At 67.3% G+C, this 12,697-nt stretch carries 12 protein-coding genes; 10 read left to right on the top strand and 2 right to left on the bottom strand.

Annotated features, from left to right (window positions below):
* Positions 1-4: 4 nt before the first annotated feature.
* The gene (locus ACJH7A_RS10505) at positions 5-931 is read right to left on the bottom strand and encodes a class I SAM-dependent methyltransferase (RefSeq protein WP_029105215.1); all 927 of its coding nucleotides are present in this window, start codon (positions 929-931) and stop codon (positions 5-7) included.
* Positions 932-1,258: 327 nt separating this feature from the next.
* Here ACJH7A_RS10505 and secY point away from each other — a divergent pair, with 327 nt between their 5' ends.
* From secY to ACJH7A_RS10455, 10 genes are all read left to right on the top strand, one after another.
* The gene (gene secY / locus ACJH7A_RS10500; protein ID WP_029105216.1) at positions 1,259-2,581 is read left to right on the top strand and encodes a preprotein translocase subunit SecY; all 1,323 of its coding nucleotides are present in this window, start codon (positions 1,259-1,261) and stop codon (positions 2,579-2,581) included.
* Positions 2,578-3,123 (top strand): adenylate kinase, encoded by a 546-nt coding sequence (locus tag ACJH7A_RS10495; RefSeq protein WP_318985765.1) that lies wholly within the window; start codon positions 2,578-2,580, stop codon positions 3,121-3,123. Before secY ends, ACJH7A_RS10495 begins: the two co-directional genes overlap by 4 nt.
* A gap of 29 nt (positions 3,124-3,152) precedes the next feature.
* Positions 3,153-3,956, top strand: coding sequence for a type I methionyl aminopeptidase (map, locus tag ACJH7A_RS10490; protein WP_406801912.1), 804 nt, complete (start codon positions 3,153-3,155; stop codon positions 3,954-3,956).
* 51 nt (positions 3,957-4,007) lie between these two features.
* Positions 4,008-4,532: a sigma-70 family RNA polymerase sigma factor gene (locus tag ACJH7A_RS10485; RefSeq protein ID WP_406801911.1), complete on the top strand. Its 525-nt coding sequence runs from the start codon at positions 4,008-4,010 to the stop codon at positions 4,530-4,532.
* Positions 4,533-4,534: 2 nt separating this feature from the next.
* Positions 4,535-5,257: a zf-HC2 domain-containing protein gene (locus tag ACJH7A_RS10480; RefSeq protein ID WP_135356903.1), complete on the top strand. Its 723-nt coding sequence runs from the start codon at positions 4,535-4,537 to the stop codon at positions 5,255-5,257.
* A 74-nt stretch (positions 5,258-5,331) separates the two neighbouring features.
* Positions 5,332-7,047 (top strand): thiamine pyrophosphate-binding protein, encoded by a 1,716-nt coding sequence (locus ACJH7A_RS10475; protein WP_135356890.1) that lies wholly within the window; start codon positions 5,332-5,334, stop codon positions 7,045-7,047.
* The gene (locus ACJH7A_RS10470) at positions 7,028-7,675 is read left to right on the top strand and encodes a hypothetical protein (RefSeq protein ID WP_061001782.1); all 648 of its coding nucleotides are present in this window, start codon (positions 7,028-7,030) and stop codon (positions 7,673-7,675) included. The genes ACJH7A_RS10475 and ACJH7A_RS10470 overlap by 20 nt, the downstream gene beginning before the upstream one ends.
* 7 nt (positions 7,676-7,682) lie before the next feature.
* A complete protein-coding gene (locus tag ACJH7A_RS10465) occupies positions 7,683-8,702 on the top strand; it encodes a 3-oxoacyl-ACP synthase III family protein (RefSeq protein ID WP_135356891.1) in 1,020 nt (339 codons plus the stop codon).
* Positions 8,699-9,742, top strand: a complete 1,044-nt coding sequence (locus tag ACJH7A_RS10460) for a histidinol-phosphate transaminase (protein WP_064858370.1) — start codon at positions 8,699-8,701, stop codon at positions 9,740-9,742. The genes ACJH7A_RS10465 and ACJH7A_RS10460 overlap by 4 nt, the downstream gene beginning before the upstream one ends.
* 39 nt (positions 9,743-9,781) lie before the next feature.
* Entirely contained in the window at positions 9,782-10,270 is a 489-nt protein-coding gene (locus tag ACJH7A_RS10455; RefSeq protein WP_020101445.1) for a MarR family winged helix-turn-helix transcriptional regulator, read from the top strand.
* Positions 10,271-10,275: 5 nt separating this feature from the next.
* Here ACJH7A_RS10455 and ACJH7A_RS10450 read toward each other — a convergent pair whose 3' ends face one another.
* The gene (locus ACJH7A_RS10450; RefSeq protein WP_406801910.1) at positions 10,276-12,600 is read right to left on the bottom strand and encodes a putative bifunctional diguanylate cyclase/phosphodiesterase; all 2,325 of its coding nucleotides are present in this window, start codon (positions 12,598-12,600) and stop codon (positions 10,276-10,278) included.
* Positions 12,601-12,697: the final 97 nt, after the last annotated feature.

Here is a 12,697-nt window from a genome sequence, read left to right as displayed (position 1 = left end):
AGGATCAGCGCACTGCGGTGACGTAGTTGACCTCGCCCATGGAGGGCTGGCCGTTCGGGTCGGCCTCGACGGCCGGCAGGCCGTTGCGGACCAGCAGTTCGTTGGAGGTGACGGCGGTGGTCTGCCAGCCGTGACCCTGCAGGTAGGTGTCCACGTCGGCGCGGTCGCCGAGGTAGACCAGATCGCTGAAGTCGAGATCGAAGCCTTGATCGCGCCAGTGCTCCGATGCGGCCTTCATGCGCTCGCGCACGGCGTCCTCGTCGAGGTCCGGCGTGGCCGGCACGCCTTCGGCGCCCATGCGGCTACCGGGAGCGGACAGTTCGGAAATCTGGTCGAGCAACCGGTCCTGCGCTTCGGGCGGCAGGTAGCCGAACAGTCCCTCGGCGATCCACGCGGTGGGCTTGGTGGGGTCCAGACCGGCGGCGCGCAGTGCGGCCGGCCAGTCCTCGCGCAGGTCGATCGCCACCGTGCGCCGTTCGGTGGTCGGTGCCGCGTCCAGATCCGACAGGGTCTTGGACTTGAACTCGATGACGTCGGGCTGGTCGATCTCGTAGACGACGGTGCCCGCCGGCCACACCAGGCGGTAGGCGCGCGAGTCGAGGCCCGCCGCCAGGATGACGGCCTGCCGGATACCGGCCTTGCCGGCGTCCCGGAAGAAGTCGTCGAAGAATCGGGTGCGCGCCGCCATGCCGTTGGTCAGCTGCGCCATGGTCGGGCCGTAGCCGGCGCTGGACTGGTCGGGATCGGCGGCGCCGTCGACCAGCTTGGTGAAGAACTCGACCCCGACGGCGCGGACCAGGGGAGCGGCGAACGGGTCGTCGATGATCGGGTCTTCGGAATTGGTGGCGAGAGCGCGGGCCGCGGCGACCAGAGTCGCGGTCGCTCCTACGCTCGATGCCAGGTCCCACGTGTCGTTGTCAGTGCGTGCCATCGCGTCGTTCCTGTCGTCGGTCACCCGGTGAACGGGTCGGTAGTTAGCTCATGTAACAACCTGTCGGCGACTGTACGCGCCGTTCCTGAACGCGGCAGAAATGCCGGGTGGCGGCACGTTTCGAGGTGTCCGGGCTGGGTAGGAAGGGTCCGGCGCCGAGCGGATGCAGGTCGCGGGGACCGCAACTGTTATTCTCGGAGACTGATTTGACGGCGCGTCCAGGCAGGTCGGGTACCTGCTGTGGTCGCGCACGGAATTAACCAAACGCTGGACCTGACCAGCCCCATCAGCACGCCGCGGCCCGAGCTCGGCTGCGCAGGAGGAAGAGTGCTTTCGGCTTTTATCTCGTCCCTGCGGACGGCCGATCTGCGACGCAAGATCCTCTTCACGCTGGGTGTAGTCGTCCTGTATCGGGCCGGTGCCGCGTTGCCGTCCCCCGGGGTGAACTACCCGAACGTGCAGAAGTGCATCGAGCAGGTCAGCGGCGGTGACGCTGCGCAGGTCTACTCGCTGATCAACCTGTTCTCCGGCGGTGCGCTGCTGCACCTGTCGGTGCTGGCGGTCGGCGTCATGCCCTACATCACCGCGAGCATCATCGTGCAGCTGCTGGTCGTGGTCATCCCGCGCTTCGAGCAGCTGCAGAAGGAAGGCCAGGCCGGCCAGGCCAAGATGACGCAGTACACGCGTTATCTCGCGATCGCGCTGGCGGTTCTGCAGGGCACCTCGATCGTCGCGATGGCCGCCAGCGGCAACCTGCTGCAGGGCTGCACCCTGAACATCATCCAGGACCAGAGCATCTTCACCCTCGTCGTGATCGTGCTGGTCATGACCGCGGGCGCCGCCCTGGTCATGTGGATGGGCGAGCTCGTGACCGAGCGCGGCATCGGCAACGGCATGTCGCTGATGATCTTCGCCGGCATCGCCGCCCGCATCCCGTCCGAAGGCCAGTCCATCCTGGAGAGCCGCGGCGGCGTCGTGTTCGCCTCCGTCGTGGCCGCAACGCTGATCATCATCGTCGGTGTCGTCTTCGTCGAGCAGGGCCAGCGCCGTATCCCGGTGCAGTACGCCAAGCGCATGGTGGGCCGCCGGATGTACGGCGGTACCTCGACCTACCTGCCCCTGAAGGTCAACCAGGCCGGCGTCATCCCCGTCATCTTCGCGTCGTCGCTGATCTACATCCCGCACCTGATCACCCAGCTGGTCACCGCCGGCGACCCGAACGCGTCCAACGGCTGGTGGTCCAAGGCTGTCGCCAAGTACCTGACCAACCCGGCCGACCCGGTCTACATCGCGATCTACTTCGGTCTGATCATCTTCTTCACGTACTTCTACGTGTCCATCACGTTCAACCCCGATGAGCGGGCGGACGAGATGAAGAAGTTCGGTGGCTTCATCCCGGGCATCCGGCCGGGCAAGCCGACGGCGGACTACCTGCGGTACGTCCTGAGCCGGATCACCCTGCCGGGCTCGATTTACCTCGGTTTGATCGCGGTATTGCCTAATCTGTTCCTGCAGAGCGGCGGCAGCAGCGCGCAGAACCTGCCATTCGGTGGCACGGCCGTGCTGATCATGATCGGCGTGGGTCTGGACACGGTGAAGCAAATCGAGAGCCAGCTGATGCAGCGCAACTACGAAGGGTTCCTCAAATGAGAATGGTTCTGCTGGGACCGCCGGGAGCAGGTAAGGGCACTCAGGCCGAGAAGCTGGCCGAGAAGTTCGGCATCCCGCAGATCTCCACGGGTGATCTGTTTCGTAGCAACATCAGCAAGGGCACCCCGCTCGGTGTCGAGGCCAAGAAGTACCTCGACGCCGGCGACCTGGTCCCGGCCGAGCTGACCAACGCGCTGGTCGACGACCGTCTCGACGCCGACGACACTGCCGACGGGTTCATCCTCGACGGCTTCCCCCGCTCGGTCGAGCAGGCCGTCGCGCTCAAGGAGATGCTGGCCAAGCGCAACCTGAAGCTGGACGCCGTGCTGGAGTTCCGCGTGTCGGAGTCCGAGCTGCTGACCCGGTTGAAGAGCCGCGGCCGCGCCGACGACACCGAAGAGGTCATCCTCAACCGTATGAAGGTGTACCGGGACGAGACCGCCCCGCTGCTGGACTACTACCGGGACGAACTCGTCTCGGTCGACGCCGTCGGCAGCCTGGACGAGGTCTTCGCCCGCGCCCTGCAGGCGCTCGGCAGCTGAATCCGCCGATCCGGCTGAAGTAGTCATCGATGATTGGTCTTCCCCGACGCGGCCGCAAGGTCGTCCCGCAGCGGACACCCGGCGAACTGGACGCGATGGCGGCTGCCGGTTCGCTGGTGGCGGCAGCGCTGAAAGCGGTTCGTGACGCCGCCGCGCCCGGGATGTCCACTCTCGAGCTGGACCAGATCGCCGAGTCCGTCATCCGCGATGGTGGCGGCATCCCGTCGTTCCTGGGCTATCACGGCTTCCCGGCGACCATCTGCGCGTCGGTCAACGACCGCGTGGTGCACGGGATTCCGACTGCCGACGAGGTGCTCGTCAGCGGTGACCTGGTCTCGATCGACTGCGGCGCCATTCTGGACAACTGGCACGGCGACTCGGCCGTGACGTTCGGTGTCGGTCCGCTGATCGACGCCGACCAGAAGCTGTCCGACGCCACCCGCGAGTCCATGGAGGCCGGCATCGCCGCCATGGTCCCCGGTAACCGGCTGACCGACGTCTCGCACGCCATCGAGCGGGGGACCCACGCGGCGTCCGCCCGTTACGACCGCAAGTTCGGCATCGTCGCAGGCTACGGCGGGCACGGCATCGGTCAAGAGATGCACATGGACCCGTTCCTGCCCAACGAGGGATCTCCTGGCCGGGGCCCGTTCCTCGAGCCCGGTTCGGTGCTGGCCATCGAGCCGATGCTGACGTTGGGTACCTCGAAGACGGTCATTCTCGAAGACGAGTGGACAGTTGTCACCAAGGACGGCTCGCGTGCCGCACACTGGGAACACACCGTTGCTGTCACCGAGGACGGACCCCGAATCTTGACGCTGCTACGCGACTGATCCGGTGAACCGGATCGCCCCTGATCTCGTGTCAATGACGGAGGTTGGTGCATGAGCGATCCGGAGGCCGCCATGATGCGGGTGCTTTACGACGAGCACGCAGGCGCCCTTTGGCGCTATGCCCTGCGTCTGACACAGGACTCGGCGCGTGCCGAGGACGTGGTGCAGGAGACGTTGCTGCGGGCGTGGCGCCACCCCGACGTCGTGTCCGACGCCAACCAGTCCCCGCGGGCCTGGCTCTACACCGTCGCGCGCAACCTCATCATCGATGAGCAGCGCAGTGCTCGGCGCCGGCACGAAACCACGTCGTCGGAGGTCGTGGAGGCCGAGGACCGGACGGACCCGGCCGCCACCAACGAGGTGGATACCGCCCTGGATCGGATGTTGCTCGGGGGTGCCCTGAGCCAGCTCTCCGTCGACCATCGCGCCGTGATCGAGCGCGCGTACTACCGGCAGTTGAGCGTCGCCCAGATCGCGGCGGAGCTTCAGATCGCCGAGGGCACGGTGAAATCGAGGCTGCATTATGCGGTCCGGGCGCTGCGCCTGAATCTGCAGGAAATGGGGGTTACCCGGTGAGCATGCACATTGTCGAACCTCTCGGACCCTTTGACGGCGACCGGTACGCAACCTGGGACGCCGCGTACGTGCTGGGTTCGCTGTCCAGCGCCGAACGCCGTGAGTACGAAGCGCACCTACAGACCTGCTCCCGGTGCCGCGACGCGGTCGGTGAGCTCAGCGGTATGCCGGCCCTGTTGGGTCTACTGGATTTGGCCGACGTGCAGGAGATCGGCGCCGAGCAGCCCGAACCGCCGTTGCGGCCCGAGGTGCTCGACTCGATACTGGCCAAGGTGCGCTGGCGCCGGCGCCGGACCCGCTGGGTGACGACGGCGGTGGCCGGCCTGGCCGCGGCGGTACTGGCCGTCGGTGCGGTGGCCGTCGTCCGGCCCGAGTTCTTCGGCGGGGGCCAGAGCCAGGAGCAGGTCGCGCAGCTGCCCATGGAGCACGTGGCACCCACACCGTTCAACGCCACCATCGCGCTGAGCAGCTTCGGCTGGGGCACGCGGATCGACATGGCCTGCAGCTACGGCGACTGGTCCAGCGGACCTGCCGCGCCACCGACCAATCTGGGTATGGTGGTGGTGGGCCGCGATGGCAGCCGTAACCAGATCGCCACGTGGTTCGGCATGTCCGGTGCCACCGCGTTGCCGAGTGGTAACACGCCGATGCAGGTTTCGGAAATTGCTGCGGTACAACTGGTTTCCGCCGACAGCGGCAAGGTTTTGCTGGAGCGCAATCTCTAAAAATTTCCACCGGCGTTGAACCATTCGCCCATCCGCCTCGTGTCTGTGGTTAGACGAGCGGAAGCAGGTGGCAGATGGTCAGCAGGCATCGGGTGGTGGACCACATCATCACGCAACTTGCGGCGTCGGGCGTCGAGTATTTCTTCGGTGTCGACGGGGCCAATATCGAGGACCTGTTCGACGCGGCGTTCCTCGCGGACAACGTCACCGCGATCCTGGCCAAGCATGAGTTCTCCGCGGCCACCATGGCCGACGGCTACAGCCGTGCGGTGTCCCGGATCGGGGTGGTGGCCGCGACGTCGGGCGGCGGATCGCTGAATCTTGTTGCGGGACTGGGTGAATCACTGGCCAGCCGAGTGCCGGTGCTGGCTCTGGTGGGGCAGGCGCCGACCGGCATGGACGGCCGCGGCAGCTTCCAGGACACCAGTGGCCGGTCCGGATCGCTGGACGCGGTGGCGTTGTTCTCGGCGGTGTCGGTGTACTGCCGTCGCGTGACGGAGCCGGAGGACATCGTGCCGGCGCTGGCGGAGGCGCTGACCGCGGCGGCCGGTGGTGGCCCGGCGGTACTGCTGCTGCCGAAGGACGTCCAGGAGGCGATGATCGATGTGGTCAATCCGGTTGCTGCTGTGCAGGATTCGTTGCTGGCAGACCCGGGTCCCATCGCCGAGGTGCTGCGCCGGGCGCTGGGGCCGGTCACGATCATCGCCGGCGAGCAGGTGGCCCGCGACGACGCCCGCCGTGAGCTCGAGGAATTGCGCTCGGTGCTGCGGGCCTGGGTCGCCACGGTGCCTGACGGCAAGGACGTCAGCGGCTCACCCGGGCTGGGGCAGTCGTCATGGCTGGGCGTCACCGGCGTGATGGGCCATCCGCGGGTCGTCGACGCGATCTCCCGCAGCGCGGTGTGTCTGGTGATCGGGACGCGCCTGGCGGTGACGGCGCGCGCCGGCCTCGACAGCGCGCTGGCCGGGGTGCAGACGGTCTCGCTCGGCGCGGAACGTCCGTATGTGCCGAGCACACACGTGAATTCGACCAACCTGCGGGCATCGCTGACGGCGCTGACCCGATCGTTGACCGGAGCCGGCCGGCCCCACGGGCTACGGGTCCTCGACCCGCTGCCGCACACCGAACTTCAGCCGCCGCCGCACGACGGCCCCGGCATCCGGTACCGCGACACCGTCGCCCTGCTCGACGAACTGCTGCCCGACGGCGCCGACATCGTCGTCGACGCCGGCAACACCGGTGCCTCGACGGTGCACGGGCTGCCGGTGCGCCGGTCCGGCCGCTTCGTGGTGGCGCTCGGGATGGGCGGCATGGGATACAGCTTCGGCGCCGGCATCGGCATGTGCTTCGCGCGGGCGAAAACCGCTGGGCCGCAATACCGGACCGTGGTGGTGGCCGGCGACGGCTCGTTCTTCATGCACGGCATGGAGCTGCACACGGCGTTGGAGTACCGGCTCCCGATCACCTTCGTGTTGTTCAACAACAACGCCCACGCCATGTGCGTCACCCGCGAACAGTTGTTCTACGGCGACCGCTACAGCTACAACCGCTTCACCCCGGCCCGGCTGGGCGCCGGCCTGGCCGCGATGTTCCCCGGCCTGCACGCGACGGACGTCACCGAGCTGCCGCAGCTGGCCGGCGCGCTGAGCGAAGCGCTCAGCCGGCACGGGCCATCGGTCGTCAGCGTCGAATGCTCCGCCGACGAAATCCCCACGTTCGCACCATTTCTCGATACCGCCACACAACAGACGCAGAAAGAGAGCTCCCAGCATGTCGCTGCCCGCGCTTGAAGACATCGCCCTACCCATCGACGGCGTGACCCGCATCGAGAACGCGCCGCGGGAAAAGGCCACGCCCATCATCATGGAGATGATGCGGTCGGTATACCCGCACGACGTCGTCTTCGGTGGCTACTGCACCGTCAACGACTACATCGACTGCCCGCCGGAGGAACTGTTCGAGTACCTGGCGGACACCCGCAGCCTCGAGGAGTGGACCTACAGTCTGCGCGGATTCACCGAGACCGAGGAACCGGGCCTCTGGCTGGCCTACGACCGGCTGGGCTCGGAGACCGAAATCTACACGCGCACAGTGGCGAACCGCGAGGCGATGACCGTCGACTACCACTGTGCCTGGGACCAGGGCCGGCACCTCTGGATGATCTACCTGATGCGCGTCGTCGACGCCCAGGTCGTGCTCAACAAGCCGGGTTCGGTGGTGCTGTGGACCAACTGCCACCACCCGTTCTACGACAACAACCCCTACCCGGAGACCGCGCCCGCACAGCGACCCGTGTGGGTCGGGGACTTCTGGGACATGTTCGGGGCGGGACACCGCCTGGAATTGGACAACCTCAAGGCGATTGCCGAATACCGGCACCGCAACGGTCTGCCGATCACCCCGGCCTGGATGAAGTGAGCGACGCATGAGCCAACCAGCTGTCAGCCTTCTTGACGTCTCGACCTATCTTCCGGGCGAGCCGATCAGCGCCGACTACTACGCGCAGTACGCCGATTCCGACGACCTGCGGGACAACCTGATGTTCCGGGCGCCGAAGTTCCGCCACCACGTGGCACCCGACGAGACGGCCATCGACATGGTCGAGCGGGCGGCGGCGGGCCTCGTCGACCGGCACGGCTCCGACGCCCTCGCCGACGTCGACATCCTGATCACCCACACCCAGTTGCCCGACATGCCGTTCTACGGCGGCGGTGGCGGTATGGCCAATCGGCTTGGCATGAAGCCGAACTGGGTGATCGACCTGCACAACGGCGGGTGCGCGGCCTTCATCCTGGGCCTCAAGCTGGCCAAGCAGTTGATCGCCTCCGGGGAGGGGCGTACCGCGTTGGTGGCGGTGGCGCAGAACGCGGCGGGCCAGGTCTTCGACCAGGTCACCATTCGACCCAAGGCGCAGGCGTCGGTACCCGGTGACGGTGCCGCGGTGGGACTCGTTGCGGCCTCTGATGTTTCGCCGATCCTCGACGTCGAATGCCGCACCTACGGCGAATACGCCGGTGACATGACGATGTCGGTCGACCCGCCGCGCAAATGGTGGCAGGCCGGGCCCGGCGAGGGCTGCATCGGCTTCACCGAGAGCAAGATCACCAAAGTGCTGGCCCGGGGCAACCGTCAGGTGCCCGAGGTGGCGTACGCGGTGTGCGACCGGATCGGGCTGGCGCCCAAGGACATCGGCCTGCTGGTCACCAATCAGCCGAACCGCGTGTTCCTGCGGAACTGGCGCGAGGCCCTGGAACTGCCCGAGTCGAAGCACCGCGACACGTTCGACGAGTGCGGCAACCTGTTCGCCGCCGGCGTGCCCGTCAACCTGGACCGGGCGATCACCGACGGACAGGTCGGCGAGGGTGACGTCGTGATGATGGCGGCCTTCGCGCACGCCGGTGACTTCGCCGGTGCGGCCGCCGTGCGCTGGGGCGGACAGCGATGACGCCCACGTGCGCGTTGGCCGATGCGGTCGGTTCGCTACCCGCCGCGGACGACCCGCTGGCGTTGGCGCTCAACGAGAATCCGTTCCCGCCACTGCCTGCGGTGCGGGCCGCGCTCACCGCGTCGATCGGTGTGGTGAACCGGTATCCGGAGTTCCTGCCGCAGCGGCTGCGGTCGCTGATCGCCGGACACGTCGGCGTCGCCGATGACCAGGTGCTCGTCGGTGCGGGCGCCACGGGCGTCATCCTGCAGGTGCTGCAGGCCGTCACGCACCCCGGCGATGTGCTGGTGACGGCGTCACCGACCTTCGACGGCTACCCGATCTTCGCGCAGATGGCGCGACTGCGGTCGGTGACCGTGCCGCTGGACCGGCACGGTCACCATGACCTCGACGCCATGGCGGCGGCCGCGGCGCGGGCCCGCGTGGTGGTGATCTGCCGTCCGCACAACCCGACCGGGACGGTCGAGTCGGCCGCCGACCTGTACCGGTTCCTGGACCGGGTGCCGTCGGGCACCGTCGTCCTGCTGGACGAGGCGTACGTCGAATTCCTGGCCCCCGAGCTGTGCCTGGACATCCCGTCGCTCGTGGTGCGGTATCCCAATCTGGTTGTGGTGCGCACCTTTTCGAAGGCCTACGGACTGGCCGGCCTGCGCATCGGCTACGGCGTGTGTGCGCCGTCGCTCGCCCGCGACCTGTGGGGTATGCAGCTGCCGTTCGGGATCGGGATCACCGGCCTGGTGGCCGTCGCCGCGTCCTACGATGCGGAAGATCAACTGCGGCAACGTATCCGGATGATCGCCTCGGAAGGGGCGTTTCTGCGGGCACGGCTGCGCTCGATGGGCGTGTACTGCACCGACAGTCACGCCAACTTCGTCTATCTGCCGAGCGGGGCGCGGGCCTGGGAGTTCGGCGACGACGGCCCGCGGGTGCGCAGCTACGCCGACGGCGGCGTCCGGATCACCGTCGGGGACCGCAGGTCGTCGCGCGCGGTGCTGGCGGCCATCCGTAAGGCGGTGGACGGGACGGGCGTCGGGGCCTGACTGCATCGGCCGAGGGGTCCGGTGCGGTATGAATGAGCGGTGAGCAGTGACCCCATCGCCCGGGCCCGGGCCAACTGGGAGCGGGCCGGCTGGGGCGACGTCGCCGACGGCATGGTCGCGGTGACGTCGGTGATGCGGGCCCACCAGATTCTGCTGGCGCGCGTGGAGACTGCGCTGCGGCCCTATGACCTGAGCTTTTCCCGCTACGAATTGCTGCGGCTGCTGGCGTTCAGCGGTAGTGGCGCGCTGCCGATCACCAAGGCGTCCGACCGGCTGCAGGTGCACGTCACGAGCGTCACCCATGCCATCCGGCGGCTCGAGGCCGATGGTCTCGTCGAGCGGGTGCCGCACCCCACCGACGGGCGGACCACCCTGGTGCGGTTGACCGAGGTGGGCCGCTCGACGGTCGAGGACGCCACGGTGACCCTCAACAAGGAGGTGTTCGCTGACGTCGGGATGTCCGACGAACAGTCCGCGGCGCTGGTCGATGCGATCGAGACCCTGCGCCGCACCGCCGGCGACTTCTGACCGGCTCAGCGCCGCAGCGGATTCCGCGATTCGATCAGGGGCCGCAGCGATTCGGCGAACATCGGTTTGGCGAAGTAGTAGCCCTGGCCGATATCGCACCCGTACGCCGAGAGCTGCTCGGCGGTCGCGGCGTCTTCGACTCCTTCGGCGACGCTCGCGATGTTCAGGGCGTGGGTCAGGTTGATCACCGATCGAACGATGGCGGCGGCGCGGGGATTGTGCGTCATCGGCAGCACGAACTCGCGGTCGAGTTTGAGTTCATCGACCGGCAGGTCGCGCAGGTAACTCGTGGTCGAGTAGCCGGACCCGAAGTCGTCGATCGACACCCGCAGACCCGACTTCCGGAGCCGATCGATGACCACCTCCGTCCGGCTCATGTTCGACAGCAGCATCTGCTCGGTGATCTCCACGGTGAGGGCGCTCGGTGGCAGTGAGTGCTCGGCGAGGATGGTCCCTATGCGATCGGCCAGATCGACGTCGGTCAGCGACTGCGCGAAGAGGTTGATGGCGACCGGCACATTGCGATATCCCGTCCCGAACCAGGTCGAGGCGTCCAGGACCGCTTGCTTGAGCACCGTGTCGGTAACCGAGCCGATCAGGCCGTTACGCCGGATCAACGGCAGAAACTCGGACGGGGTCAGCAGGCCGAGCTCGGGATGGGGCCAGCGGAGCAACGCCTCCACACCGACGATTTCGCCGGTGGCCAGCAGCACTTTGGGCTGATACACCAACTTCAACTCGGAGTCGCCGATGGCACGGCGCAGTTGCCCGAGCAGTTGCACACCGGCTTGGGCGGGCGGCTGGATCCGACCGCTGTCGCTCCACCGCTGCGGCAGGTCCAGCCGCGAGACCTGGCGCATGTCCGCGGAGAAGGTCTGTACGCCGCCGATGCCGGTCCGCTTGGCGGCGTACAGCGCGATGTCGGCCTGCTGCATCAGATCGTCAGCGGTGACGTCTGGTTCGTCGGCGGGGGTGATCGCCAACCCGACACTCGGGTGGATGAAGACCTTCTCGCTGTCGAGCGAGAACGGTGCGTCGAAGGCCTCGATGATCCGCTCGGCGATGGTGGTTGCCGCATTCGGTGCCGACCGGATGAGAACGGCGAATTCGTCGCCGCCGAGCCGGGCCACGGTGTGCTCGGCCGGCACCGTGTTCTTGAGCCGACTCGCGACGTCGATCAACAGCTCGTCGCCGCTCGGGTGCCCGAGGTTGTCGTTCACCATCTTGAAGTCGTCGAGGTCGAGTGCGAGCACGGCGATGGGAACCCGGTCGTCTCCACGTGACCGGATGGCCGCATCGAGGTGGTCGTTGAACATCAGCCGGTTGCCCAGCCCCGTCAACGGATCGCGCCGGGTCTGGTCGGCGAGGTCGAACAACAGCCGCCGATTCTGGATCAGCACGATCAGCTGCCGGACCAGTGCCGTCATCACGAGTACCGACGCGGCGATCAGTACCGGCTTGTCGTTGGTCACCGGCCAGAGGTCGATGAGCCCGACGACCACTGCGGCCACCATCGGCGAATAGGGGAGCCAGAGCAATGGATCGGCCAGGGCCTGCCGTTTCCGCCCCGTCGCCGACGGCGGTTTGCGCGCATCGATCAGCCCGCCGGCACTGAACAACACCAAGCCCGCGGCCCAGCCGACGACAGCCACCGGACTGGTCGAATTCGATTGGGCCAGAACGTATATCCAGATGCTATCGGCCACTGCGACGATGATCAGCCCCGTGCACACCAGGACGATGGCCTGGCGTTTGCCCGGTACCGTCGAACTGACCGTCAACACCGCCAGCGTGATCATGACGACGTCCGAGATCGGGAACGCGACCGACACCGCGGTCGCCAGCCAGCTGGAATGCGTGGATGCGAACAGCTCCTCCAGGATCAGCACCCAGCACACGAGGAACAGCGCGGAGGCGATGATGACGCCGTCCAGCACGGGGCGCAGTGCCGACATGCGGTCGGGCCGAACCTTCCCGGCGGACGCGACCACCACAGAGCAGGGCAGCAGCAGGAACGCGGCATCGGCCACCGACGGAAACGCGGGCGGCGAACCGAGCACGGCGTGGTGATAGAGCAGGATCAGGTTGCCGGCGACCCAGCCCGCCATCCCGATCGCGAGTGCCAGCCAGGCGCGCTGTCGCCGGCCTCGGTTGGCCCGGTAGGCGGCCACCGCGGCGAGGCAGGCAAGGCTGCTGAAGACCGTCAGCCCGATGTCGTTGGTGAGACGTGCCGCCAACGTGCCATGGTCACCGAAGATCACCAGATAGGCGAATGCAGCGAAGATGACTGCAGCAGCACCGATGACCGCATTTGTGTTGCCTGTGCGCACCTACACTCCCATGTCAACCACGATGGTTCGGTATTCCTCGGGCATTGTCAAAATTTGCCAAATCAGCCGCGAGATACATGACGGATGATTTCTAGCA

It is taken from the genome of Mycobacterium sp. SMC-17, from assembly GCF_045310915.1.
In the GTDB taxonomy this organism is placed as follows: domain Bacteria; phylum Actinomycetota; class Actinomycetes; order Mycobacteriales; family Mycobacteriaceae; genus Mycobacterium.
Note: the sequence above shows the minus strand (reverse complement) of the source record. Positions and strands in the feature narration are given on the sequence as shown.